This is a genomic window from Haematospirillum sp. H1815, from assembly GCF_012102705.1.
Taxonomy (GTDB): domain Bacteria; phylum Pseudomonadota; class Alphaproteobacteria; order Rhodospirillales; family Rhodospirillaceae; genus Haematospirillum.
The window spans coordinates 41,973-67,255 of sequence record NZ_JAAVTA010000009.1 but is presented as its reverse complement, the minus strand read 5'-3'; the positions used below and the strand labels follow the sequence as shown (position 1 = coordinate 67,255).

Below are 25,283 nucleotides of genomic sequence, written 5' to 3'. Positions count from 1 at the left end.
CCCATGCACCAGAATACTGGCGTGACCGTGCGGGAATCCCTTCTCAATATCCCCGCACGGTTTCCGTTCGCAGATACCCTGGCTCGCGGGTTGCTGGAGGAAACGGGCAGCGACCCCATGCAGCTGGCTGCCTACACCCTTCTGCTTCCCACACGCAGGGCTGTGCGAACCCTGCGCGAGGCCTTTCTGCGCCAGTCGAACGGCAAGGCCCTTCTCCTCCCCCGCCTGCTGCCGGTTGCCGACCCGGATGAGATCACACTGTTGCCCCTGCTGTCCGATACGTCTGCAACAGATGACAGCACAATGGACATTCGCCCCCCCATTTCTCCCCTGCATCGCCAGCTGCTGCTGACCCGTTTGATCCTGGCGGCACCGGCAACCGGCCAGGCTTGCACCCCGGACCGGGCTGCCCTGTTGGCATCCGAACTGGCGCAACTCCTTGACCAGGTCCAGACCGAGGGACTGGGCTTTGATGCCCTGGAAAAACTGGTGCCGGAAGACTATGCCCGACACTGGCAAATTACGCTCGATTTCCTGAGCATTCTGACACGGCATTGGCCCGTCATCCTGGAGAGCATGGGCTGCCTGGACCCTGCGGAACACCGGAACCGCCTTTTGTTGGCCCGCGCCCGCGCCTGGCAGACAACGCCACCGTCCGGTCCGATCCTTGCTGCAGGCATTACCGGATCCATACCGGCCGTGGCCAGCCTCCTTGCCACCATAACGACGCTGCCACAGGGACGCGTTGTTCTCCCCGGACTGGACCGCAACCTGGATGCAGACAGCTGGGAAGCCATCGACGAAAGCCATCCCCAACATGCGCTCAAGCGCCTGCTGGACCGGCTTGGGAAAACCCGTGATGCTGTGCATGACTGGCCCTGCGTAGAGAGCATACGCACGGCACACCCCGACCGGGAACGCCTGTGCAGCGAAGTGATGCGCCCGGCCTCGACAACCCACACGTGGCGGCATATCAAACCCCTCGCAGAAGAGACCGTACAAGGCATAACCCGCCTTGACTGCCCTTCCCCGCGGGAAGAGGCTTTTGCAATTGCCCTGTTGATGCGCCATACCCTGTCGATACCGGAGCGTACCTGTGCCTTGGTGACACCGGACAGGGACCTTGCCCGACGGGTAGCAGCAGATCTAACCCGCTGGGGCATTACGGTTGATGACTCAGCCGGTCGCCCCTTGGCCGTCACCCCCCCGGGAGCGTTCCTCCGTCTGGGGGCCGACATGGTCGCCCAGCGCTTTGCCCCTGTCCCTCTGCTCGCCCTTCTGAAGCACCCGCTGTGTAGTGCCGGACTGGATGCCGCCGTGTTCCGGGATAGCGTCAGGCGTCTGGAGCTGGGCGTTCTGCGCGGTGTCCGGCCGGCCCCGGGGATTGCGGGCCTGCGGGCTGCGGCTCTGGCATCCGGGGCCATGGATGAAAGCCTGTCTGCTCTCCTGGATGCACTGGAGCGCTGCTGTGCGGATTTTATCGCCCTGATGGCCGAACAGGATGTACCACTGCATATCCTGCTGGAATCGCACATGCGGATGGCCGAAGCCCTGGCCACAACACCGGACAGACCCGGCCCCCTGTGGCTGTGGGATGCCGATGCCGGTATGGCCGCCGCATCCTTTGCCGCTGATCTGGCAGAGCACGCTGCTGTGCTGGGGCAGATCCGTCCGCAGGCCTATCCTGGCCTGCTGGATGCCCTGATGCGCGGCCGTACCGTACGCACCCGTTTTGGCAGTCACCCCCGCCTGGATATTCTTGGCCCCATGGAAGCCCGCCTGCATCAGGCGGACATCATGATTGTGGGAAGCCTGAATGAAGAGGTCTGGCCCCCCCGTCCCGGTGCCGATCCATGGATGAGCCGCCCGATGCGGACAGCGTTCGGACTTCCCCTGCCGGAGCAAAAGGTCGGGCATACCGCGCATGACCTGGTAACGGTGCTTGGCTCCCCCCATGTCGTCCTGACCCGCTCGCTGAAGGTAGAAGGCACACCAACTGTTCCTTCACGCTGGCTCTTGCGTCTTGAAACGGTCCTGTCCGCTATCGGCCTTGCCCTTCCGGAACCGGAGCATCCATGGCTGAAATGGGCCGAACTGTTTGACCGCCCTGAACAGATGATACCTGTACGACGCCCGGCCCCCCGCCCTCCGGTCGAATCAAGGCCACGTGCCCTGTCCGCAACCCGGATCGAAACATGGATGCGCGATCCCTATGCCATCTATGCCAGCCATATTCTGGGGCTGCGCCCCCTTGATCCTCTGGATGCCCAACCTGGCCCGGCTGACTACGGAACTTTGGTGCACAGGGCACTGGAAGATTTCATACGACGGTTCCCGCACATGCTGCCTGCTGATCCGGAAGCCGAACTGCTGGCCAGTGGGCAGAAGGTATTTGCCGATACCATCGCCCGGCCATCCGTCCAGGCCTTCTGGTGGCCCCGGTTTGAGCGGCTGGCCCGCTGGTTTGCCATCCAGGAGCAAGGGCGGCGGAATATGATACGGGAAACATTCGTGGAGATATCCGGAAGCCTGGATCTGGGCGACTTCGTTCTGACCGCCAAGGCTGACCGGATTGACCTGTTGGAGGATGGCAGCCTGGTCATCGTGGACTACAAGACCGGGGCCCCGCCCTCTGCCCGTGAAGTGGCAGCCGGTTTCTCACCCCAACTGCCACTGGAGGCCTTGATTGCACATCACGGCGGTTTCCCCGGCATTCCTGCCGGACGGACGATCACATCCCTCTTGTATTGGCACCTGAAGGGATCTGCCAACGGAGGAGAAGAACGAAACGCCTGTGGCCATGGGCTGTCACCGGATACCCTGGCCAAACAAGCTCTGGAAGGGTTGAGAGGGTTGATCGACGCCTTCTCCCAACCCGATACGCCCTACGAGGCACGCCCCCACCCCGGAAAAGCGCCGGCCTGGTCAGACTGGCTGCACCTGGCTCGGGTCAGGGAGTGGGCTGCTGCCGGCGATGCCGATGGAGATGGGGCATGAAAACCATGGGGGTCCGTGCCGGCGAGGCACAGAAAAAAGCAGCCAACCCGGCTGTCTCGGCATGGGTAGGGGCAAACGCCGGAACCGGAAAGACAAAGGTGCTGACAGACCGGGTCCTGAACCTGATGCTGTCGGGCAGTGCACCGGAGCGTATTCTGTGCCTGACCTTCACCCGGGCCGCCGCTGCGGAAATGTCCACACGTCTGGCCCGAACCCTTTCTGAATGGGCCATTGCAACAGACGAGCATCTCGAACACGCCCTGACAGCCCTTCTAGGAAATGCGCCGGATCAGAAAACCTGCGACACGGCGCGGCGCCTGTTTGCCCGGATGCTGGATGTGCCGGGAGGCATGAAAATCCAGACGATCCATGCCTTCTGCCAGGCGCTTCTGCGGCGCTTCCCCCTGGAGGCAGGGATCGCACCCCACTTTGCCGTCATGGAAGACCGTGATGCCGCCACACTGATGCTTGAAGCCCGGGAACACATTCTTCTGGCAGCCCGACAAGACGAAACATCGGACCTTCACTCTGCCTTGGCTCTTGTGACCAGCCATGTTCATGAAGATGCGTTCAATGCCCTGATGGCCGATATCGCAACCCACCGGGGGCGGCTGTCGCGACTTCTGGTACAGGGGCTGGAGCCCGTTTCCTTCCGTCTTGCCCAGCGCCTGGGCCTGGATATCAACGACACGCCGGACCGTATCCTGGAGCAGGCCGCCCGGGATGACTACATATCTGTTGCGCAGCTGAAGAACCTTGCCATGGCCTTGGCACAGGGGGGAAAGACCGACCTTGAGGCAGCAGAGCGGATAACCGGCTGGCTTGCTGCCGACACCCCGGAACGTTGCGCAACGTGGTCGGACTATGGCCGTGCCTTCCTGACGGCGGATGGAGAACCACGGTCACGGTCCCGTTTCCCCTCAAAAGCCGTGCGGGAGAACAACCCTGACATCCTGGAAACACTGGATGCCGAAACAGAGCGGATTGTCCGCACCAACACCCGCCTGAAAGCCGCTGTCACGTTCAGGGCGACTCTGGCCTTGCTGACACTGGCCCGATCCATGACGGCAGAGTACCAGATCCGCAAGGAGCGGGCGGGGAAGATGGACTTTGATGACCTGATTCTCACGACACGCCGGCTTCTACAGCACACCGATACGGCCGCCTGGGTTCTCTACAAGCTTGACGGTGGCCTGGACCATGTCCTGATCGATGAAGCGCAAGACACCAACCCGGACCAATGGGCTGTCATCAAGGCTCTGGTATCTGACTTCTTCGACGGACATGGGCGGAACCGCCCACAGGGGACCCGCACCCTTTTCGCGGTGGGGGACCGCAAGCAGTCCATCTACTCTTTCCAAGGGGCGGACCCGGATGAGTTCGACCGCAGCCGCGCCCTTTTTGCCCACATGGTCCCGCAATCCGGTTATCCGTTCGAGGATATAACCCTGGATGTTTCCTTCCGGTCCACAGCAGCCATTCTTCAGGCTGTTGATGCTGTCTTCCGGCAAGGCCATGCGGTCGATGGTGTTGCTGCAGCCGGGGAACCAGTCAGCCACCATCCGTTCCGGACCGGACAGGGAGGATTGGTGGAGCTTTGGCCACCTGTCCCTGCAACAGCCCTGGAAGAACCTCCCCCATGGAAACCGCCCGTCGAACGCATCCGGGGCGAGAGCGCACCATCCCGGTTGGCCCGGTTGCTGGCACGGCGTATCCAGCGTATGACCAACGGCAGCGACAGACTGGAGAGCCAGGGACGATCGGTTCGCCCCGGTGATATCCTGGTTCTGGTGCGGCGGCGCAGCGGCTTTGTTGATGATCTGGTCCGTTGCCTGAAAGATCTGGATGTCCCGGTGGCGGGCGTCGACCGAATGGTCCTGACCGAACAGATGGCGGTCATGGACCTGATTGCACTGGGATACAGCCTGCTGTTGCCCGAAGATGACCTGACCCTGGCCTGTGTACTGAAAGGCCCCATTCTGGGCCTGACAGAAGAGCAGTTGTTCACGGTTTCCCACGGGCGCCAACGCGGTGTCAGCCTGTGGCGATCCCTGCGCGAACACCGTGACCGGGATCCGGCCTTTGCCTCGGCCTGGGCAACCCTGCGTGGATTGATGGAGAAAGCGGACTTTCTGCCGCCTTTCGAACTGTTCAGCCACATTGTGGGACCTTTGGGCGGTCGCAGCAGACTTTTGGCGCGGTTGGGACCCGATGCCGCCGACCCGATCGACGAATTCCTGAACCTTGCCCTGACCTATGACCGCGGCCACCCTCCTAATCTGCAAGCCTTCCTGCACTGGCTGGAAACCGGTTCCCAGGATATCCGCCGCGACCTGGAGGAAAATGACAGCAATGGCCCGGGTGCGGTACGTATTATGACCGTACACGGCTCCAAAGGCTTACAGGCCCCCGTTGTTTTTCTGCCGGATACCCGTCAAGTACCGACCCGGGTACCGGCTCTTCTGTGGGACGAGTCAAGCAACGACGAACACCCTGCCATGTTCTGGCCACCATCCGCAGCCTTCCGCGAACCTGTGACCGAGGCCCTGGTTACAACGGAACGAACAGCTGCCGCCCGGGAATACCGTCGCCTGCTTTACGTGGCCATGACACGGGCTGAGGACAGGCTTTACATCTGCGGCTGGGACACCCGACGCGAATCCCCCGAAGACAGTTGGTACAACCTGATACAGGGTGCCTTGGCACCGCTGGCCGAAACAGTCCGGGACCTGTTCCTGGAAGCGGATGGAACCCTTGAGACACCAACCGTGCTGCGGTTGTCCTGCCCACAGGTTGTTCCCCCACGAACACGGGAACACAGGGCCGAAGCCCCGGCCACGGTTTCCAAAGTTCCGTCCCTGCTGCGCATCCTGCCTGCTGCAGAGCCGGTTCCCTCACGCCCCCTGATGCCATCCCGGCCACCGGTTACCGATCCACCGGCCACCTCTCCCCTGATGCATGGACCACAAGACGAAAACCGTCGACAGCGGGGCAAGATCATCCATACCCTCCTGCAATACCTGCCGGAACGGGAACAGGCTGTCAGGGAACACGCGGCCAGAACCTTCCTGTCCCGTCCGGTCTGGGGCCTGGATCCGGCTGAGCAGGATATTATCCTGCAACAGGTCATGACCGTCCTGAACACACCCTCGTTTATCCCCCTCTTTGGCCCGGGGTCCCTAGCCGAGGTTCCTGTTTCGGGTGTCATCGGGAAAACCAGCATATCCGGGGTAATTGACCGCCTCCTGGTCGAGAACGATGCTGTGACAGCGGTAGATTTCAAATCCGGCCACCATCCGCCACAGCATGTTCATGACGTACCGGAGGCCTATCTGTTCCAGATGGCTGCCTACCGGGCTGTCCTGCGCAGGATCTGGCCAGAGCGTGACATACAGTGCGCGCTGTTGTGGACAGAGGGCCCATGGCTTATGCCCCTGCCCTGCGATCTTCTGGATGCAGCCCTGCCAGCCGACCCGGCAATGAACCAAACAACTTGATTGCCGGGCACGAACAGTTCACTCTGTCGCCCCCGTTTTCCCGCATGTCACCAGGACAGGCTTGTTCATGACCGAAACCATACACCATACAGATGCCCTGATCGTAGGAGCCGGACCTGTTGGTCTGTTCACCGTCTTCCAGTGCGGTATGGTCCGCATTCGCTGTCATGTTGTGGACGTTCTGGATACCGTGGGCGGGCAGTGCACTGCGCTGTACCCGGAAAAGCCTATCTATGACATCCCGGGTTTCCCGTCTGTCATGGCCGGGGATCTTGTTGATCACCTGCAACAGCAGGCCGCGCCCTTCAATCCTGTCTTTCATCTGGGGCAACAGGTCACCGGCCTGACCCGTGGGGAAAACGGGCGCTGGCTGGCGACCACAAGCAAAGGGACACGGATCAGTGCTGCCGTGGTGATTATAGCCGCCGGTGCCGGGGCCTTTGGCCCCAATCGTCCGCCCCTGGAAGGGATTGAGCAGTACGAGGGGCATTCCGTTTTCTACTTTGTAGCTAAACGGGAACACTTCCGGAACAAGCGCGTGGTTATCGCCGGCGGAGGAGATTCTGCCGTGGACTGGGCTATCTCGCTGTCAGAGATTGCCGCCCGCGTCCACGTTGTCCACAGACGGCCCAAATTCCGCTGCGCCCCGGAAAGCGCCGCCAGACTGCAAGCTTTGGCAGAGACCGGAGCCATTGATCTGGTTGTACCCTGCCAACTATCTGCCCTGCATGGAGAGAACGGCGTTCTCAACCGTGTTGATGTTGTTGATATGGATGGACAGACCCGAAGCCTAGAAGCCGATGCGTTGCTGCCGTTCTTTGGCCTAGCAACCGAGCTGGGCCCGATTGCTCAGTGGGGCTTGGGCATGGACCGCAATACAGTTCGTATTGATCCGACCACAGCAGCAACAAATATCGAGGGGATTTTCGCCGTCGGCGACGTCTGCAGTTATCCGCACAAGCTGAAGCTGATCCTGACCGGATTTGCCGAGGCCGCGCAAGCCGCGCATGCAGCTTATCCGCTGGTCTTCCCCGGTGAGGCACTGCACTTCCAGCATTCCACATCCGGCGGAATCCCCGCACTGGCAGGAAGCTGAGGGCGGTCAGTTCAGCCGCAACTCCGCATCAACGCCGCGCCATTCTCCCGGGGTAATGAGCTCGCAGCCGGCAACCCGGACAGAATGGAGGCGCCCCTCGATCTCCCGCTCCCAAAAATGAAGGAAACGGTGGAGTTCGGGGTAGCGGGGTGCAACATCGTAGAACTGCCAGACAAACTCCTGCAGGACAGAGGGATGGTCTGGCAGGTGATACAAAATGAACGCCGTGGTCAGCCGGTAGTCCTGAAGCTGAAGACGCAGGGACATGAAGAACCTCCCGTACTGTGGGAAGACACACATGCGGCCCGCGCTGCCGCAGGATTCATTGTTCCGGATAGAACGGCAAAGTCAATGGTCTGATCTGTCAGCACTCAGCCAGCTTGGCTGCCAAAAGACAGGCAGCAAGGACTAGCCAAGATAGAAAAGACTGAGCAGGGCTGCCACACCGGACAGGAACAAAAGCCCGCCGGCACAAAGGTTAAGCCGCGTCAGCCATACAGGACTGAAGCGGTGGCGAACGGCCCCGGCCAGCGCCGAAAGCGTAAACCACCACAAGGTAGAACCGGCAAAAACCCCTGCAACAAGGGTAAAGGCCCGGGCGGGGCTCTCACCGGCCCGAACCGAACCAAGAGAGGCAAAAACAGCCATAAAAGCCAGAATTGTGGCTGGATTTGTCAGGGTCAGCAACAATGTGGCTGTAAAGTCACGCCAGAGACCGGGGTGAAGTCCGGACTCAGCCCGCAACTCCGGCGGTGGCTGACGCCATGTCCTGATGCCCAGAGCCAGAAGAACAGACCCCCCGACGAGAGACAATGGCTCTCGGTATTCCATCAGGAAGCCGGAAACCAGTGACAAGCCGAAACCAGCAACGGCACCATAGAAGGTATCAGCCACAGCAGCCCCGAGACCAGCCACAAAAGCGGCAGCGCGACCGTCATTCAAAGCCAGACGGATGCACAGGATCCCCACGGGTCCAACCGGAGCTGCGATCAGGAAACCAACAATCATACCTTCCAGAAACAGCATCAGGGATCGCCATTCTTCCTGTAAAAGACACGGGCTGTTGCCCAAATCGAAAAGAAACGGGACCATAGCAGCCCCATCCTGCAGGAAACAGGCAAAATCAGAACGTTGTCAAAAGAAATACCAGCCAGAACCTCAAGCAGGCCGGATCCGGCGCGATTCAATGGCATCCCAGACAAGAGAGGCGATATCTGTCCCGTCAAAACGCCGAATCTCCTGGATACCGGTCGGGCTGGTCACGTTGATCTCTGTCAGCCAATCTCCGATCACATCAATACCGGCCAGAATCAGGCCCCGTGATTTCAATTCTGGTCCAATGGTTGCACAAATGTACTCTTCACGCGGGGTCAGTTCAGCCGGAACAGGCTTGCCTCCCGCATGCATGTTGGACCGGGCATCACCATCAGCCGGGATACGGTTCAAGGCACCAACAGGCTTTCCATCCACCAAAATAATACGCTTGTCGCCCTTTCGTACCTCGGGCAGGTAGCGCTGGATCATCAAAGGCTCGCGGGATTGCTGGAAGAACATGTCCAGAAGTGATCCCAGATTTTCGTCATCAGGCTTCAGATGAAAGACACCTGCACCGCCATTGCCATACAGCGGCTTGAGAATAATGTCCCGGTGCTCGGCCCGGAAGGCCCGGATAGCATCTGGATCAGCAGAAACAAGGGTCGGCGGCATCAGCCCCGGGAAACGGGTCAGGAACAGTTTCTCCGGGGCATTGCGCACCTCTACCGGATCATTGACGACCAAGGTGCGGGGATGAATTTTCTCCAGTAAGTGAGTGTTGGTAATGTAACTCATGTCAAACGGTGGATCCTGACGCAGCAGAACCACATCCACAGCAGACAGGTCCAGGGTCTCGGCAGGCCCCAGGGTAAAGTGGTTCCCCCGCTCGCGGCGCACGGTCAAGGCACGGGCGCGGGCCGTAACCACCCCATCACGGAAGCTGAGATCACGCGGCTGATAGTGCCACAGCCGATGCGCCCGTGACTGGGCGCATTCCGCCAGGGCAAACGTGGTGTCCCCATCGATGGAAACAGACTCCATCGGATCCATCTGAACGGCAACAGCAAGACTCATGTAGGCAACATCCATTTTGAAAAGGCCGCAAAAGGGTCCACGGTAAAAAGAGCCCCCATACTCGGCTCAAGACCGCCCCTGACGCAACTCTTCCATAACACGGGCAATACTGTCCCGATCCGGTCCCGGAGGGGCAATGCCAAGATAACGCTCCAGAGCCGTCAGGGCACTGTCCAGATCACCCAGACGCATATGCATCAAGCCACCTTCTCTCCACAGACGAAAATCGGACGGAGCAATCAGCAGCATTCTCTGGACCGCAGCCAAGGCTGTTGGATAATCCCCTTCCTGTAGGGCACGCAAACGGATGTTCCCCTGCAAGCGCAACAGGATCTCGCGGTTGGTCACCGGGGCATAGGCCTCGGGGGCCAGCTCGGCCCCCTGTCCCTTGACGCTTTTGTACAAGGCTCGCAAATCAGCCGGCGAAATCTCGACGCCATCGTGGAATGGATCCATGATGATACGGTCCCCGGCATTACCGCACACACGGATCAGAAAGTGCCCCGGGAACGCCAAGCCATCGGCATCCCAACCCAGTTTGCGGGCCACATGCAAATACAGGATACCCAAGGTAACCGGCAATCCTTTGCGTCGGTCTATCACCTGCATCAGGTCGGCATTATCCAGATCTTCGTACGTTTCGACATCACCGTGGTAATGCCAGCGGTCAACCAGAACAGACCGCAGAACCTCGCCCCGCCGACGGGCACCCTCGGGCATTGATACCCGGCCAGCTTCACGCAGGGCTTCAGCAACCAGTATACCAAGATGGGTGACATAAGACTCAAAGCAACGGCCGGGCCGGGCCGTGTCTGCCAGGGCAAGAGCCGCCATGGCAAGGTCCAGTGCACGATCATCGACCGCAGACAAGGTGTCGAGAATATGGTCCGTGACCGGATTTGCCATCAAAGTCCTCCCTCAGGGAAATCCGTCGCCAGACGGGTTCCGGATGCAAGACGACGCCCGTCCGTACGCAGCACCGCAAGATTAACCACATCCCGCACATACCCTGCTGAACGGCACCAGTCCAGGACCCGGGACAATTCTTCCTGATTCTGGGCAATACCCATCAGGTAGACAACGCGATCCACAACATCGACCGAAAAATTGATAGCGCGGATCTGGGCATCAAACATGAGTGCAGAACGGATCTCGGCCGCAATCAGCGTATCTCTCAAGGTCACGACAGGGCGCAGGTATTCGGTATCCTCATCCGGAGACAAGCGGCGGATACGATCAATAACCTCGATGACCGGGCGGGGTGATGCCGCCAGACGCACAGCAACACGGGCCTTTTTGGGATCTTCCGTCATACCGGTCAGAAGCACACGGCGCTCGAAGACTGTTACATCAATGTCGGTGATCAGCGCGTGGTCCTCCTCCAGAAACAGACGCTGGATCTCTGTATAGATCCAGGCATCCGTGGCAACGCCTTCAATCCCGCGCTCTTCACGCGCCGCAGAAACAAGGGACGAGGCCGCGCCAACAAGAACCCCCTGCTTCGTACACCCCGGTGTCAAAAACAGGGCAAGCAGGAGAAAAAAGACCGGGACCAAGCCGTTATACCCGCGTGCTTTTTGCCTCATACAGGCATTGTGCAGCGAATGAGAATGAAAAACTACCCCCAAGGGCGCCAGGCATCGGGCACATGCTGCGGGCAGCCGGACCGCGGAACAACAACAACGTCAAAGCGAATCCCATGACAGGATACATCTTCACGACAGGCCATCCACATTTCTGCTGCACGTTCAAGACGACATCGCTGACGGGATGACAGCGCCTCCAGGGCATCCGGCACGTGATCCCTCGCTTTCACCTCGACAAAGGCAACAAGGTTCTTCCGGCAGACAATCAAATCAAGCTCACCGACCCCGCTGCCACGCTCACCACGGATATTCCGACCCAGAACGCGCCAGCCCATCAGCTCCATTAACACAGCCGCAACCTGCTCGGCCTGACGACCACGAACTGACGACCCGGAACAGCCCTCAGTCACCACGCATGTGTCCCGGCGTTGTCAATTCCAAGGCCCGCGCATAGACATCACGCTTCTTTACACCGGTCTGCCCCGCAACCAGAGCCACCGCATCCCGTATCGACAGTGTTTGCAACGACTGCCGCAAAAGGGCATCGATATCGTCTGTGGAGACAGGATCGCCGGTGTCGGACGGAGGCCCTATAACCACCACAACCTCGCCACGCGGTGCCCCCTCCTGCTCATACAGGGCAGACAGCTCCGGCAGGGACCCTCGCCGTACATCTTCATACAGCTTTGTCAGCTCACGACAGACTGCGGCCGGGCGATCACCCAGAACAGCCGCCATGTCAGTCAGACTTTCGGGCAAGCGATGAACGGACTCGTAAAAAACAAGTGTTGCCGGAACCGCTGACAGGGAAGCGAACAGGTCCCGTCTTGCCTTTGAACGGGACGGCGGAAAACCGGCAAAAAGAAAACGGTCCGTCGGCAGGCCGGCAACCATAAGCGCTGTCAGCAACGCCGAAGCACCGGGAACCGGAATGACAGACAGACCCTCATCGGCAGCGCTGCGAACCAACTTGTATCCGGGGTCGGAAATCAGCGGTGTTCCGGCATCGGATACAAGAACAACAGCCTCTCCACCGGCTACGCGAGCCAGAAGCTGCGGACGCACACGATCCGCATTATGTTCGTGGTAGGCAAGAAGAGGCACAGACATGCCCAGCCGCTTGAGCATGGCCCCGGTTACCCGGGTATCCTCGCACGCGACAACATCCGCGCACGCCAGAACACGACAGGCCCGTTCCGTAATATCGCCCATGTTGCCGATCGGTGTGGCAACAATATACAAGCCGGCAGACAGCGTCCGTTCCGGCACAGGTTTACTAACGGCATCATGACCGCTAGCATGGCCTTCTCTTTTTCCAGTGGCACCGGAGGTTAACCGTGCACCTTTCTTCTTTCCCGGGGAGTCGGGTTTCACGTTATCCTGCCTGTCTCAAGCGGCTTGTAGCACTGGCCAGCGTCCTGACCCTTGCCCTTGTTGCCGGTTGCAAAGGCATAGACGTAGCATCCCCACCGCACGGGGAGAAGACCCCGTCACAGACAGAGAGCGGAAAATCTGTCACCCGGCAGGATCTCCTCCAGGGAAAAACAAAGGTCGCCATTCTGGTTCCCCTGAGTGGTGAAACCGGAAAGACCGGAGAGTCCATTGTCAATGCGGCCCAGCTGGCTCTGTTTGACATGGGCGGCGATTCAACATCTCTGCATCCCTATGATACAGCCGGTACACCTGACGGTGCCAGACGGGCTGCCGAACGCGCGATTACCGATGGGGCATCAATCCTGATCGGCCCCCTGTTCTCCTCTGAAGTCAAGGCCATTGCCCCACAGGTTCAAAGTGCCGGCGTACCGGCCCTGACCCTGACGACAGACCCCACAGCAGCTGAACACGGCATATATGTTGCTGGCTTCCTGATTCGGGAACAAGCCACGCGCGTTGTTTCCTACGCCCGTGAACAAGGTTTGACCCGCTTTGCGGTCCTGTCCACCGACACACCGTTCGGACGGGCAATGGCCGGTGCCTACGAGCAGGCTGTCATGGAAGCGGGCGGCACACTGGTCAATACCCTGCTGCGCACAACGGGGGAAGATGCACGATCCAGAATCAGCACGCTGACATCCTTCCAAGCCCGGGTTGCCGAACGAAACCGAAAATTGAAGAGCCTGGAAAACAAGACCGATCCGGAATCCGTAAAACTTGCCGCCGCACTACAAATCCGTGAAACAGCCGGGGCCCTGCCGTTCGACGCCCTTCTGATGACATCTTCGGGCACAGACCTGATGGAAGATCTTGCCCTTCTGGCCAGCGTTGATGTCACATCCTCCAACGTTCGCATGATCGGCCCCATGCTGTGGAACGAAGGCACCACCCGGACAGACCCAGCCCTGCGTGGGGCGTGGTATCCAGCTTCGCCTCCTGCAGCGCGGGGGCTTTTTATCAATCGCTACCAGGAAGCCTTTGGCAAGCCGCCGTCGAGCCAGATTGCCAGCCTGGGCTACGATCTGACCGCACTGGCCGCACGCCTATCCGCCATGGCAGCGCACCCCGGGCAAGCCTTTCGTCCCGAGAAACTGACAGATCCGTCTGGCTTTGAAGGATGGGATGGCCTGTTCCGCTTCCGCCCCGACGGGATTGTCGAGCGTGGGCTGGCCGTCATGGAAATCCAGCCAGCGGGGCCACAGGTTGTTTCACCGGCCCCGGGAACCTTCAACCGCAAAAGCCTGGGAAGCTGAGGCAGGCACTATCACGGAACAAGCCCGAAATTGGCAGAAGCTGGTTCCGGGCATAGCGGGCATTCCGGATCGCGATGTGCCGTGATTGTTCTCATCCGGGCAGACAGGGCATCATAGACGAGGACCCGGCCACACAACCCTTCGCCAATCCCCAGAAGCTCTTTCAGAATTTCGGTCGCCTGCAACGTTCCCAGCACACCTGCTACAGCCCCCAGAATGCCGGCCTCGGCACAGGAGGGACCGTCTCCGGCAGGGGGCGGCTCACGGAACAGACAACGGCAACACGGCCCTTCACCACCGGGGCGAACTGTCCACAACTGCCCTTGAAACTGCAGCACTGCAGCACTGACCAATGTTTTGCCGCCACGCACAGCCGTATCGTTAACCAGGAAACGGGTTTCAAAATTATCGGAACAATCGGCAATCAGGTCATAGCCGGAAAACAGATCCTGAACGTTGTCCGGCTGCAACCGTTCGGCAACCGCTTCAACCCTCACATCCGGGTTCAGGTCCCGGATCGTCCGGTACGCGCTGTCAACCTTGTGCTCCCCGACACGGTCTGTTGTATGGGCGATCTGACGCTGAAGATTAGACAGGTCAACCCGGTCATCATCAACAATCCCCAACGTCCCCACACCGGCGGCAGCCAGATACATCAGAACAGGAGACCCAAGCCCCCCGGCTCCCACCACCAGGACACGGGATGACAAAAGGGCATCCTGCCCCTTGGCCCCGACCTGGGGCAGGAGGATGTGTCTGGCATAACGACGGACCTGTTCTTCGGTAAAATCCATGAGAAGGACCATACAACGGCAGGAAAAAGGAAGGGCACACACGCCCGGTACAGATATGGCCCAGAGTCCTGCCCCTGTCGAGGATCAACTGTCCTCGAACAAGGCTGTTGACAGGTAACGCTCGGCAAAGCTTGGCAGGATGACGACAATCTTTTTTCCGGAAAAAGCCGGGCGGGCTGCAACTTCCAGCGCAGCAGCCAATGCGGCCCCACCGGAAATACCAACGGGGACCCCCTCCAGACAGGCAACCTTGCGCGCCATGGCAAAAGATGTCTCGTTACCAATTTGCAGGATTTCATCATAAGCCGATGTGTTCAGGATAGACGGCACAAAGCCGGCACCAATCCCCTGAATCTTGTGTGGACCCGGCATACCGCCTGAAAGGACCGGGCTATCTTCCGGTTCAACCGCAACGATATGGATCCCGGGACGCCGGGCCTTCAGAACCTCCCCGACACCGGTTATGGTCCCGCCGGTTCCAATGCCGGAAACAACAACATCCACCTCACCCGCCGTATCAGCCCAGATTTCCTCGGCAGTCGTTGCCCGGTGTACTGCAGGGTTGGCTGGGTTGTCAAACTGACGCAGCATAACAGATCCCGGGATTTCCTTCAGAAGCTCCACCGCACGGGCAATGGCCCGCTTCATTCCTTCTGCAGCTGGTGTCAGCTCCAGCTTAGCCCCCAGATGCCGCAACATCTTGCGCCGCTCCACGGACATGCTGTCGGGCATGGTCAGAATCAGGGGATATCCCTTGGCCGCAGCAACAAAAGCCAAGGCGATGCCCGTATTGCCCGATGTGGCCTCTATCAGAACAGTGCCCTTCCGGATATGACCCTCAACCTCCAAGGCTTCCACCATCGACACGCCAATACGGTCCTTGACAGATGCCAGAGGGTTGAAGAACTCACACTTGCCAAGAATATCGGCATGAACACCGGCATCAGCCGCCAGACGCCTCAGACGAACCAGCGGCGTGGCGCCAATTGTATCGAGGATACTGTCGTAAATACGACCACGGAATGAAGCTGTCACTGCTGTCATGAACATCCCCCTTGCTGTCCAATATCCCTGATATCGTCATCACAAAAGTCAGATTGTGAAATCGATACCGTGTCCCGCCTCGGGGAAAAGACCTTCCCGACGCGCAAGCAAACACAAATCATCAATAGAAACAGCCTCAAGGCGCTTCATCAAAGCATCCTGCATATCATCCCAGAGCGGGCGCACCACCATCTGCCCAAGGGCTGAATCCGGAAGAGTATCGTGTGTACCTTCTTCTTCCATTTCCTGGACAGCACGCAGGATGGCACCAACCGTAATACGCCGCCTTTCAAGGGCCAGACGATACCCGCCACGAGGTCCACGAACCCCCTGCAGCAAACCGGAACGCACCAGGTGCTGCAGGGATTTTTCCAGATAACGGCGGGGAATGCCCTGCCTGTGATTGATATCCTGGCTTTGAACAGGCTGCCCGCCCGCGTGACAAGCAATATCGAGAACAGCCACAAGGGCAAACCACGCCTTGCGCGAGGGCTTCAACACGACAGAGCGACCCTGTCCTCCTGTGCACGGGTACCGGTTGACCCAAAACCACCTTCACCTCGGCCTGTCGCGGGAAGCGTTTCAACCTCGGTCCATACGGCACGGGTCACAGGGGCAAAGATGACCTGGGCAATACGCATGCCGTGTTCAATAACAAAAGGCTCATCACCCAGATTGACCAGAATAACCTTTACCTCGCCGCGATAGTCGGCATCGATGGTGCCCGGCGTATTCAGAACCGTCACGCCGTGTTTGGCCGCCAACCCGGAACGCGGGCGAACCTGGGCCTCGAAGCCAGCCGGCAACGCAAACGCAAGACCGGTCGGCACCAGGGCGCGCTTGCCGGGTTCAAGTGTTACAGCACTCTCCAGAGCCGCAAACATATCCATACCGGCAGACAGCTCTGTCGCACATGCCGGTAATGGGAGGTTGGATCCATGCGGCAAACGAACCACAGAAACACGAATGGTCGGAGCAGATGTTGTCATAATCAGGAAACCTTCTCGGCAGCAGAGGAAACAGATGGGGCATAACCAAGGGCAGAGGCGACAGACCGGGCCAGACGGGCCGCCACCTCGGTCTTGTCCATGTCAGGCCAGGATTCTTCGGTTGTTTCAGTAACAAGGTACACGGTATTGCGCATGCCCCCGAACGTACCAGTCCCCGGGGAGACATCGTTCGCACATATCCAGTCACATCCCTTGCGCTGCCGCTTGGCGCGGGCCTGCTCAACCAGATCACCGGTTTCAGCCGCAAACCCGATTACCAGACGTGGCCGATGTGGACCCGGTCGGGACAAGGTCGCCAGAATATCCGGATTGGGGTGCAAAGTCAGGGACAGCGGCGCAGGGGCCTGCCCCTTCTTGATTTTGGACGGCGTGTAGTGTGCGTACCAGTCTGCAACAGCCGCCACACAAACGGCAACATCAACCTTGCCCTCCTCGATAACGGACAGGCAGGCCTGCAACATCTCGCGGGCAGACTGGACGGACACAGCGGATACCCCGGGCGGGGCCGGAAGAGAGACCGGTCCGTGGACCAAGGTCACATCAGCCCCCAACGCCGCCAGAGCCGCAGCGACAGCATGGCCCTGACGCCCGGAGGAATGGTTGCTGATGAAACGCACCGGATCAATGGCCTCTATCGTTGGCCCACTGGTCACCAAGGCTCTCAGGCCAGACAGAACAGACCTGGTGTCATGCAGCCGGAAATGAGCTTCCACCGCCGCGACAATTCCGGGTACTTCGGCCATGCGGCCAACGCCATATTCCCCGCATGCCAGTTCACCGATACCGGGTTCAATAACCCGGATCCCACGCTCCAGAAGCGTACTGCGGTTCGCCTGCGTTGCCGGGTGTTCCCACATCCTGGTATTCATGGCTGGCGCAATCATGACCGGCTTGTCCGTCGCCAGAAGAACTGTAGACGCCAAATCATCGGCCAAACCGGTCGCCATGCGCGCCATCAAACTTGCCGTACAGGGAGCGACCAGAACCAGGTCTGCTTCCCGCGACAAGCGGATATGACCCATCTGGGCTTCATCTGTCAGGGAAAATAAATCGTGGTACACCGTGTCACCCGAAAGGGCAGAGACGGTGAGTGGCGTAACAAACTGGGCCGCTGCCTGGGTCATCACGCACCGCACAGAGAACCCGCGCTCACGCAGGCTCCGTATCAGCTCTGGTGCCTTACAGGCTGCAATTCCGCCCGACAGGACAAGCAGAATGCGCCGACCACAGGCCGTTTGTTCTGGTGTGCCCACGGCACTCTCCCCGAAAAGACACGTGCGTCTTGTAGATACGGCCTTTTAACCACCGTTTCAACCGCTGTTCCGCCTTCACGCCAACCGGAACAGGGCGCATGCTGCAAAGCGGGGGGCAACACCACCAGCAACGAACCGTAGCAACCCGCCACTCTCATGCCACCGGGAGCACCAGAACACACCATGCCCACTGAACGCCATGAACAAGGCCCGGTCGACCCGAACAGCAAGCCGACACCCAGCACTTGGGAAAAGGAATGGGAGAAACACCAGCACCAGAACCGGACACTGCGCGCACAGCGTCCACTGTGGCGCTCTGTCTGGCGGGGGCTGAACCTGCGTTGCCCTTGCTGCGGCAACCATCCCCTGCTTGCATCCTATCTTGGTGCTGTTCCGGCTTGCACCGGATGTGGCGAAGTCTTTGACCACATCCGAACCGACGACGTGGCCCCATGGGTTACCATTCTTTTTCTGGGACATGTTCTGTTGCCCGCCGTCATTTCCGTGGAAAAACTGTTTGAGCCACCCCTTTGGGCCCACTTCCTGATCTGGATGCCGATCGGGGCCGAAATGGTCCGCACAGGCCTGCCCCGGGCCAAGGGCGCCGTACTTGGCTTGATGTGGTCGCTGAACCTGCAGGGCGATGAGCATCAACACTGAATTCCGTTGTCGGGATTGACAGAAGCAGGGCAGACCGCCATCCTGTCGCTGTTCCGAGGGGTGCCCCCGTCCGTTTTTCACATCCGGGCCAAGGCGCTGAGATCTGGCTGACTGGCCGGAAACCCTTTGAACCTGATCCGGGTCATACCGGCGGAGGGACAGGAACAGCAAGGAGCTGACACAGCTTCCGTGCCCCCCTGCTTCGCGTGTATCCGGTTATGTCCGAAACTATCCGCAGGGGGAGACCTGATGAATTCTGTCCTTCAACCTTTCCAGAGCGCAGCCATTACCGTCGGACCACTCCCGGGGTCCCGGAAAGTCCACGTTCCTGGCCCATCGGGAAGCCGCATCCCATTTCGGGAAGTCGCACTCGACCCCTCGTGCCATGAACCCCCGGTACGCTTGTATGATACATCGGGCCCCTACACCGATCCGGATATCCAGATTGCCATCGACAAGGGCCTGCCCGATATCCGCAGCCGCTGGATCGAGGCCCGCAAGGATACCGAAAGCTATCCCGGCAGATCTGTCCTTCCCGAAGACAACGGGCATGCCGCCGGAATTCACCGTGTGCCGGAGTTTCCGCACAAACGGGCACCCCGTCGGGCCTGCAACGGACATAACGTCACCCAGATGCACTATGCCCGACGCGGCATCATCACCCCGGAAATGGAATTTGTCGCCATCCGGGAGAACCTGTTGCGCCAGCAGGCCCGGGAAACCATCGACCGGCTTGGACCCCGTGACGGTGTGCCCTGGGATTCCGCCATCCCCGATGACATCACGCCTGACTGGGTGCGGCAGGAAGTTGCGGAAGGGCGGGCCATCATTCCGGCCAACATCAACCATACCGAACTGGAGCCAATGGCCATTGGGCGGAACTTTCTGGTCAAGATCAACGCCAACATCGGTAACTCTGCCGTAACATCGGGCGTGGCCGAAGAAGTGGAGAAGCTGGTCTGGGCCATCCGCTGGGGTGCCGATACGGTCATGGACCTGTCAACCGGCCGCAACATCCACAACATCCGCGAATGGATCCTGCGCAACAGCCCGGTTCCCATCGGAACCGTCCCTATCTACCAGGCCCTGGAGAAAGTAGGGGGCATTGCCGAAGACCTGACCTGGGATATTTTCCGCGATACGCTGATCGAGCAATGCGAACAGGGCGTGGACTACTTCACCATTCACGCCGGCGTACGCTTGGCTTACATCCCGATGACCGTTGACCGCGTTACCGGTATTGTATCGCGGGGTGGTTCCATCATGGCAAAGTGGTGCCTGGCGCATCACCGCGAGAACTTCCTGTACACACATTTTGATGACATCTGTGCCATCATGAAAGCCTATGACGTGTCGTTCTCTCTCGGAGACGGGCTGCGTCCAGGATCAACAGCCGATGCCAATGACCGGGCCCAGTTTGCAGAGCTGGAAACACTGGGCGAGCTGACCCGCATTGCATGGGACCACGATGTCCAAGTCATGATCGAGGGTCCCGGTCATGTGCCCATGCACAAGGTGCAGGACAACATGGTCAAACAGAAGCAGTTCTGCGGCGATGCCCCGTTCTATACCCTTGGCCCCCTGGTGACCGATATTGCCCCCGGATACGACCACATTACCTCGGCCATCGGGGCTGCCATGATTGGTTGGTTCGGGACATCCATGCTGTGTTACGTCACCCCCAAGGAACATCTTGGCCTACCCGACCGTGAAGATGTACGTTCCGGCGTTGTAACCTATCGTATAGCCGCACACGCGGCTGACCTTGCCAAGGGCCACCCGGCGGCCAGGGTCCGTGATGACGCCCTGTCACGGGCACGGTTCGAATTTCGCTGGATGGACCAGTTCCACCTGTCTCTGGACCCGGAAAAGGCAAAGGAGTTCCACGACCAGACTCTTCCGAAGGAAGCGCACAAAACAGCCCACTTCTGTTCCATGTGTGGTCCGAAATTCTGTTCGATGAAGATTACACAAGATATCCGCAACGAAGCCCGACGGGAGATCGAGCAGGGCATGCAGACCATGAGCCAGACATTCCGCGAACATGGGGCGGAACTGTACACACCGGCAGACAGCTGACGTCAGGCGGGGAAGGCTCTGGACAGCAGGAGCCTTCCCGTCAGCGTGCAGACACACACAGCATGGCCCAACGGTCCCGGCGTATCCAGCGGACCATCAGCATCAGGGCAACACACCCCAAGCCAATTGCCAACCCATACCATATTCCGGCTCCCCCCAGGCCAAGGGGAAACGCCATCAGGGCAGCAAGGGGAAGACCAAGCACCCAGAACCCTGTTCCCATGCAAATCATCGGGACAATTGCATCCTTGAGTCCACGCAGAACGCCCGACGAAACACTCTGGATTCCGTCAAAGATCTGGAAGAGGGCGCATATCTGCAAATACGCCGTTGCAAGGCCAAGAACCTGTTCCGACCCGCGCGTGTTTTTCCCCATGAACAGGGCCACAATCACATCGGGAAACAGAACAACACACGCTGCACACAGGGCCATGAAAGCCATGCCCATGGACAGGGGAACCCAGCCGGCGCGGGTTATGGCCGCTGTACTCAGGGCACCACGAGCCAGACCAACCCGAACCGTTGCCGCCTGTGACAAACCCACAGGCACCATGTACAGAACTGTGGTAACATTTATAACAATTGCATGTGCCGCCAGCTCCAGCGGCCCCACAAGGCCCATCATGAATGTCGCTGTTGTAAAGGCACAGAACTCAAGGCCATAGGCAACAACAACGGGCACAGCAAAACGGAGTAGTTCAAAGAAACGAGACCAGTCATGCCTCCAGATATCAACAAACAAACCAAAGCGCCGCAGCCTTGGATGAACAAGAACATACAGAAACAGCGCCAGGCACATCAGAATATCCACGGTGACCGTCGCCAGGGCAGCCCCCTTGATACCAAGCGACTCACAACCTGCATTCCCATAGATCAGAATCCAGTTGAGTGCGGCATTCAGGGGAATAGCCACCGCTGCCACCACCATGGACACAAGCGGATACCCCAAGGTCGTACACAAGGAGCGCAGAACCAGAAAGCCCCACAGCGGCAACATGCCCCACAGGCTTACCTGAACATAGTCCGCAGCCATCACAGCCAATAGTGGCTGCTGCCCGATGGCAAGGAAGAAGTTTTCAGCGTAACTCATACCGAACCAGACCGGTATGACAGACAGCACGATAATCCAGAAGGCTTGGCGCGCTGTTCTTCGGGTTTCACGAACGCGATGGAGTCCCCTTCCCAAGGCAATGGCAGCCATGGCTGAGACCGCAGCGCCAAGACCAAAACCGACAGGAAGAGACAGGCAGAGAAAGCTGGTGGCAAGAGAAGAAGCCGCCACAGCATCGGGCCCCAAGCGTCCGATCATCATGACATCCACAGCGCCCATGACAACCTGGGCCAGCCCGCCCAGAATCAGGGGCCAGGCAAGAACTGTGGTGGCAACCAGCTCGGACCGCCACAATACGGGCAGCATACGGACACCCTCCGGACTAATCTGAAGAGTTGTACGTGTGCCACGAAACCGTGTTGATGTACAGCACCCCGGGCCATTCATTGCCCCGGACAGGATGCTACGCCTTCAGCGATCCATCATACCAGGAAAGACAGAAGAACCCACTTCCGCACCATCAACCGGTAACCCGGATGACAACATCCACACCGACAATACGGCACCCGTCTGGCGGTTCGGGCAGCTGGGCCAGCACAACCTGGTCCCACTGGACGTCGCGCAATTCACCGGACTGTTCAAAATAGAAGTGATGGTGCGCGCCTGTGTTCGTATCAAAACAGGACCGTCCGGATTCAACCGTTATTTCCCGCAATAACCCCGCATCCGTGAACTGGTGCAACGTGTTGTAAACCGTTGCCAAGGACACACGAACCTGATGATCCATGGCTTCTGTGTGCAGCTCCTCGGCGGATACATGACGATGGCGGGAACCATCTCCGAACAGAAGCCGGGCAAGGGCCAGACGCTGACGGGTCGGCCGAAGCCCTGCAGCCCGCAGCTGCTCTGACAAGGAGGGGCGATCTGTCTGTGCTTTTATCGGCATGCCATTACTCTCGTCCACATCCTGCAACCCTTCCGGCACCGGGATATACCCCGGCACCGGAAGGTCTGCAATCAGTCGCCAGCCAGGATCCGTTCCACAAGCTGGGAAACTGTTGGTATGAACCCATTCTGGTAGAACGGATCCTCCCCGAAACGATACGCATTATGCCCCGCAAACATCAACTCATGTTCCGGGTCTGCCCCATGAGCAATGCTCTGCAGGGTTTTCTGGATACAGAAGCTGCGTGGGTCTGCCGGCCTGCCCGTTGAGTACCCGTCGCCATGCTGGGACCAGTTGGAAAATGAGCAGGCGGACAGGCAGCCCATACAATTTTTCTGGTCTGTCATAATCTGCCGGGCATCCGACTCGGTCACAAAAACCATTGTAGCATCAGGGGTTCGTATTCCCTGCGTAAAGCCTTGCTCCACCCATTCAAGAACCTTGGCGCGATCCTGGGGCGCAACATAAATGGCACGCCCGCGGGCCCCGACCTGAACCGCCTCGCTGAGTCCATCAGCAGCTTCACGGGCATAAGAAATCTGCCGCCCACTACGCGCTTCCAGATCCTGCAGGAATGGATTGCGAACAGCCGATGAATAAAAGCCCGTTGGACTGAAGCGATGCAAAAGGATATCGCCCTGCTTGAGGGTCAGCAAGCGACGCTTCCAAGCATCGGATATCGGGCTTTCACGTGTCAATAGAGGCCGGGTCCCGAACTGGAATGCAACCGGCCCGATCTCTGGATTGTCAAGCCAGTCCGCCCATTCCCGCAGGAACCAGACACCACCCGCCATGAAGACCGGAACTTCAGGAGCCCCAAGAGAACGCATCATATCCCGCAGCTCCCGTACACGGGGGTACGGATCCTGGGGTTGCAGCGGATCTTCAACATTGGAAAGACCGTTGTGACCACCCGCAAGCCACGGATCCTCGTAAACAACACCACCAAGCCATTCAGGGATCTTGTGATAGCTGCGCTTCCACAGCGCCCGGAACGCACGGGCCGACGAGACAATCGGGTAGTACCAGACCTTGTGGGCTGCGGCAATTTCAGCAACCCGATAGGGCATACCCGCACCACACGTTACGCCGTGTATCAAGCCGGACGCACCAGTCAGCGCCCCTTCCAGGATACGCTCTGCCCCGCCCATTTCCCACAGGACATTCATGTGCAGCCGTCCTTGGCCACCTGATATGTCGTGAGCTATACGCGCCTGGGCAACGGCACCACGTATTCCCATTGCAACCAGTTCTTCGTGACGTTCAGCACGAGTCTTCCCGCTGTAGACAGCAGGCACAAGCTTCCCATTCTCGTCGTAGAAATCGGCGTTGACACCAGAGAAGGTGCCAACCGCCCCGGCTGCGGCAAAAGCCCCGGCGGAGGTTCCGGTTGAAACGGCAATGCCCTTGCCACCCTCAACAACGGGATGAACCTCACGCCCCGAAATAACAACGGGGTTTACAGGTTTCACAGTTCTTACTCCCATGCTTCGGATGCTTCAGGCTGAAAACAGATCGCATGCCTTGACGGTCCGGTTATTCAACACCGCTACACCCAGGGGCCTTCGTGGTCCCTTGTTATGATAAAGTCGGAACAACCCGGCCACAGCGCATACGGCGCTTGAGCCGAACTGACCCGGGAGAATAACGGGGAATCAAGGGGACCCTACCCCTTTACCCCAACCCCGGCACGCAAAAGCGTACCCGGATCATCGCTGATGATGGCGGAGACACCGCTGCAAAGCAACTCCTGTGCACGAACCGGATCATTTACCGTCCAGATGGCGACCTCATACCCAGCCTTGCGAACGGCTTGCACCGTCGCCATATCTAACCCCTCATGCCCAAGATTGACAGACTTCAACCCAAGGTCACGAGCCAGCGCCAGCCAGTCATCCGGCAAACGGTCCGCAATCAATCCCAAAGGCCAGCTTGGCGCAAGATCAGACGCATATTCCAGGATCGTACAGTCAAAAGAAGAAAGAAGAGGCAATAAACGATCGGAAGGCCACATGGATTCCAGAACAGAAACAACAGCCCGGACCATGTCAGCCTCATAACCCGGAGAAGGCTTCAGTTCCAGGTTAAGGCCCACTCCCAGCTCCAGAAGAAGATCAATAGTCTCTTCCAGGGTCGGAACAGACTCACCCCGAAAATCGGAGGAGAACCAAAGACCCGCATCCAAAGCAGAAAGATGATCAAGGCATGCCAAAGAAACCGGCCCGCAACCGTCTGTTGTCCGGTCCAGGGTATCGTCATGCAAAAGCACACAGCGCCCATCGGCCGTCAGCCTGACATCAAGCTCGACCATACCAGCCCCGTCAATCGCCGCACGGCGTATGGAGGCGAGGGTGTTTTCCGGGGCAAGGGCACAGGCCCCCCGATGCCCGATAACACGGGGAAAAACATATGCCGGAGAAGATACAGGGATCATGGCTGTGACAAAAGCTCCCTCCCCCGGATTAGACCACAAG

The 25,283-nt window shown here is 59.2% G+C and carries 22 protein-coding genes and 1 riboswitch; of the genes, 6 read left to right on the top strand and 16 right to left on the bottom strand.

Going from position 1 to position 25,283, the window contains the following annotated elements:
• Positions 1-3: 3 nt before the first annotated feature.
• The 3 genes from addB (at position 4) to HEQ60_RS08370 (ending at position 7,590) form a co-directional block, all read left to right on the top strand.
• Positions 4-2,997 carry a double-strand break repair protein AddB gene (addB, locus tag HEQ60_RS08380; protein WP_209315480.1) on the top strand — a complete coding sequence of 998 codons (2,994 nt, stop codon included), beginning with the start codon at positions 4-6 and terminating at the stop codon, positions 2,995-2,997.
• Complete coding sequence (gene addA / locus HEQ60_RS08375; protein ID WP_168071269.1) at positions 2,994-6,494, top strand: double-strand break repair helicase AddA; 3,501 nt, start codon at positions 2,994-2,996, stop codon at positions 6,492-6,494. Before addB ends, addA begins: the two co-directional genes overlap by 4 nt.
• A 67-nt stretch (positions 6,495-6,561) precedes the next feature.
• Positions 6,562-7,590 (top strand): NAD(P)/FAD-dependent oxidoreductase, encoded by a 1,029-nt coding sequence (locus HEQ60_RS08370; RefSeq protein ID WP_168071268.1) that lies wholly within the window; start codon positions 6,562-6,564, stop codon positions 7,588-7,590.
• Positions 7,591-7,596: 6 nt separating this feature from the next.
• On the opposite strand, the gene HEQ60_RS08365 is transcribed toward HEQ60_RS08370, so the two are convergent.
• The 7 genes from HEQ60_RS08365 to rsmI form a co-directional block, all read right to left on the bottom strand.
• Positions 7,597-7,857 (bottom strand): usg protein, encoded by a 261-nt coding sequence (locus HEQ60_RS08365; protein ID WP_167805532.1) that lies wholly within the window; start codon positions 7,855-7,857, stop codon positions 7,597-7,599.
• Positions 7,858-7,998: 141 nt separating this feature from the next.
• A complete protein-coding gene (locus HEQ60_RS08360; protein WP_245183854.1) occupies positions 7,999-8,682 on the bottom strand; it encodes a LysE family translocator in 684 nt (227 codons plus the stop codon).
• Between the two features lie 66 nt (positions 8,683-8,748).
• Complete coding sequence (gene gshB, locus HEQ60_RS08355; RefSeq protein ID WP_168071267.1) at positions 8,749-9,699, bottom strand: glutathione synthase; 951 nt, start codon at positions 9,697-9,699, stop codon at positions 8,749-8,751.
• A gap of 66 nt (positions 9,700-9,765) precedes the next feature.
• Positions 9,766-10,605 carry a SirB1 family protein gene (locus tag HEQ60_RS08350; protein ID WP_168071266.1) on the bottom strand — a complete coding sequence of 280 codons (840 nt, stop codon included), beginning with the start codon at positions 10,603-10,605 and terminating at the stop codon, positions 9,766-9,768.
• Positions 10,605-11,285, bottom strand: coding sequence for a BON domain-containing protein (locus HEQ60_RS08345; protein ID WP_168071265.1), 681 nt, complete (start codon positions 11,283-11,285; stop codon positions 10,605-10,607). Before HEQ60_RS08345 ends, HEQ60_RS08350 begins: the two co-directional genes overlap by 1 nt.
• A gap of 32 nt (positions 11,286-11,317) precedes the next feature.
• Positions 11,318-11,695, bottom strand: coding sequence for a YraN family protein (locus HEQ60_RS08340; RefSeq protein ID WP_322099319.1), 378 nt, complete (start codon positions 11,693-11,695; stop codon positions 11,318-11,320).
• Positions 11,688-12,527, bottom strand: coding sequence for a 16S rRNA (cytidine(1402)-2'-O)-methyltransferase (rsmI, locus tag HEQ60_RS08335; RefSeq protein ID WP_168071264.1), 840 nt, complete (start codon positions 12,525-12,527; stop codon positions 11,688-11,690). Before rsmI ends, HEQ60_RS08340 begins: the two co-directional genes overlap by 8 nt.
• A 95-nt stretch (positions 12,528-12,622) precedes the next feature.
• Here rsmI and HEQ60_RS08330 point away from each other — a divergent pair, with 95 nt between their 5' ends.
• Positions 12,623-13,972, top strand: coding sequence for a penicillin-binding protein activator (locus HEQ60_RS08330; RefSeq protein ID WP_168071263.1), 1,350 nt, complete (start codon positions 12,623-12,625; stop codon positions 13,970-13,972).
• An 11-nt stretch (positions 13,973-13,983) separates the two neighbouring features.
• Here HEQ60_RS08330 and HEQ60_RS08325 read toward each other — a convergent pair whose 3' ends face one another.
• From HEQ60_RS08325 to coaBC, 5 genes are all read right to left on the bottom strand, one after another.
• Positions 13,984-14,766, bottom strand: coding sequence for a HesA/MoeB/ThiF family protein (locus HEQ60_RS08325; RefSeq protein WP_168071262.1), 783 nt, complete (start codon positions 14,764-14,766; stop codon positions 13,984-13,986).
• A gap of 84 nt (positions 14,767-14,850) precedes the next feature.
• The gene (cysK, locus tag HEQ60_RS08320; RefSeq protein ID WP_168071261.1) at positions 14,851-15,810 is read right to left on the bottom strand and encodes a cysteine synthase A; all 960 of its coding nucleotides are present in this window, start codon (positions 15,808-15,810) and stop codon (positions 14,851-14,853) included.
• 48 nt (positions 15,811-15,858) lie between these two features.
• Positions 15,859-16,311 carry an RrF2 family transcriptional regulator gene (locus tag HEQ60_RS08315; protein WP_168071260.1) on the bottom strand — a complete coding sequence of 151 codons (453 nt, stop codon included), beginning with the start codon at positions 16,309-16,311 and terminating at the stop codon, positions 15,859-15,861.
• Positions 16,305-16,799: a dUTP diphosphatase gene (gene dut / locus HEQ60_RS08310; protein ID WP_168071259.1), complete on the bottom strand. Its 495-nt coding sequence runs from the start codon at positions 16,797-16,799 to the stop codon at positions 16,305-16,307. The genes HEQ60_RS08315 and dut overlap by 7 nt, the downstream gene beginning before the upstream one ends.
• Positions 16,800-16,801: 2 nt before the next feature.
• Positions 16,802-18,073 (bottom strand): bifunctional phosphopantothenoylcysteine decarboxylase/phosphopantothenate--cysteine ligase CoaBC, encoded by a 1,272-nt coding sequence (coaBC, locus tag HEQ60_RS08305; protein ID WP_168071258.1) that lies wholly within the window; start codon positions 18,071-18,073, stop codon positions 16,802-16,804.
• 183 nt (positions 18,074-18,256) lie between these two features.
• On the opposite strand from coaBC, the gene HEQ60_RS08300 reads away from it, so the two are divergent.
• Both HEQ60_RS08300 and thiC read left to right on the top strand, forming a co-directional pair.
• Entirely contained in the window at positions 18,257-18,733 is a 477-nt protein-coding gene (locus HEQ60_RS08300) for a DUF983 domain-containing protein (protein ID WP_168071257.1), read from the top strand.
• A gap of 46 nt (positions 18,734-18,779) precedes the next feature.
• Positions 18,780-18,909, top strand: a riboswitch (TPP riboswitch).
• Positions 18,910-18,982: 73 nt separating this feature from the next.
• Positions 18,983-20,812, top strand: a complete 1,830-nt coding sequence (gene thiC / locus HEQ60_RS08295; protein WP_168071256.1) for a phosphomethylpyrimidine synthase ThiC — start codon at positions 18,983-18,985, stop codon at positions 20,810-20,812.
• Positions 20,813-20,852: 40 nt separating this feature from the next.
• Here the strand turns inward: thiC and HEQ60_RS08290 are convergent, their stop codons facing one another.
• The 4 genes from HEQ60_RS08290 to HEQ60_RS08275 form a co-directional block, all read right to left on the bottom strand.
• Positions 20,853-22,229 carry an MATE family efflux transporter gene (locus tag HEQ60_RS08290; RefSeq protein ID WP_168071255.1) on the bottom strand — a complete coding sequence of 459 codons (1,377 nt, stop codon included), beginning with the start codon at positions 22,227-22,229 and terminating at the stop codon, positions 20,853-20,855.
• A gap of 154 nt (positions 22,230-22,383) precedes the next feature.
• Positions 22,384-22,809, bottom strand: a complete 426-nt coding sequence (gene irrA / locus HEQ60_RS08285; protein WP_168071290.1) for an iron response transcriptional regulator IrrA — start codon at positions 22,807-22,809, stop codon at positions 22,384-22,386.
• A 71-nt stretch (positions 22,810-22,880) separates the two neighbouring features.
• Positions 22,881-24,281, bottom strand: coding sequence for an NAD(P)H-dependent flavin oxidoreductase (locus HEQ60_RS08280; RefSeq protein ID WP_168071254.1), 1,401 nt, complete (start codon positions 24,279-24,281; stop codon positions 22,881-22,883).
• A gap of 194 nt (positions 24,282-24,475) precedes the next feature.
• Positions 24,476-25,243 (bottom strand): glycerophosphoryl diester phosphodiesterase, encoded by a 768-nt coding sequence (locus tag HEQ60_RS08275; protein WP_168071253.1) that lies wholly within the window; start codon positions 25,241-25,243, stop codon positions 24,476-24,478.
• Positions 25,244-25,283: the final 40 nt, after the last annotated feature.

Excerpts from the sequence above, each read along its gene's own strand:
- HEQ60_RS08360 (WP_245183854.1), bottom strand. The coding sequence starts at position 8,682 with ATGGTCCCGTTTCTTTTCGATTTGGGCAACAGCCCGTGTCTTTTACAG.
- HEQ60_RS08325 (WP_168071262.1), bottom strand. The coding sequence starts at position 14,766 with ATGGATTTTACCGAAGAACAGGTCCGTCGTTATGCCAGACACATCCTC.
- HEQ60_RS08275 (WP_168071253.1), bottom strand. The coding sequence starts at position 25,243 with ATGATCCCTGTATCTTCTCCGGCATATGTTTTTCCCCGTGTTATCGGG.
- HEQ60_RS08290 (WP_168071255.1), bottom strand. The coding sequence starts at position 22,229 with ATGCTGCCCGTATTGTGGCGGTCCGAGCTGGTTGCCACCACAGTTCTT.
- gshB (WP_168071267.1), bottom strand. The coding sequence starts at position 9,699 with ATGAGTCTTGCTGTTGCCGTTCAGATGGATCCGATGGAGTCTGTTTCC.
- HEQ60_RS08365 (WP_167805532.1), bottom strand. The coding sequence starts at position 7,857 with ATGTCCCTGCGTCTTCAGCTTCAGGACTACCGGCTGACCACGGCGTTC.
- addA (WP_168071269.1), top strand. The coding sequence starts at position 2,994 with ATGAAAACCATGGGGGTCCGTGCCGGCGAGGCACAGAAAAAAGCAGCC.
- irrA (WP_168071290.1), bottom strand. The coding sequence starts at position 22,809 with ATGCCGATAAAAGCACAGACAGATCGCCCCTCCTTGTCAGAGCAGCTG.
- HEQ60_RS08345 (WP_168071265.1), bottom strand. The coding sequence starts at position 11,285 with ATGAGGCAAAAAGCACGCGGGTATAACGGCTTGGTCCCGGTCTTTTTT.
- HEQ60_RS08370 (WP_168071268.1), top strand. The coding sequence starts at position 6,562 with ATGACCGAAACCATACACCATACAGATGCCCTGATCGTAGGAGCCGGA.
- dut (WP_168071259.1), bottom strand. The coding sequence starts at position 16,799 with ATGACAACATCTGCTCCGACCATTCGTGTTTCTGTGGTTCGTTTGCCG.
- HEQ60_RS08350 (WP_168071266.1), bottom strand. The coding sequence starts at position 10,605 with ATGGCAAATCCGGTCACGGACCATATTCTCGACACCTTGTCTGCGGTC.
- HEQ60_RS08300 (WP_168071257.1), top strand. The coding sequence starts at position 18,257 with ATGCCCACTGAACGCCATGAACAAGGCCCGGTCGACCCGAACAGCAAG.
- thiC (WP_168071256.1), top strand. The coding sequence starts at position 18,983 with ATGAATTCTGTCCTTCAACCTTTCCAGAGCGCAGCCATTACCGTCGGA.
- cysK (WP_168071261.1), bottom strand. The coding sequence starts at position 15,810 with ATGACAGCAGTGACAGCTTCATTCCGTGGTCGTATTTACGACAGTATC.
- addB (WP_209315480.1), top strand. The coding sequence starts at position 4 with ATGCACCAGAATACTGGCGTGACCGTGCGGGAATCCCTTCTCAATATC.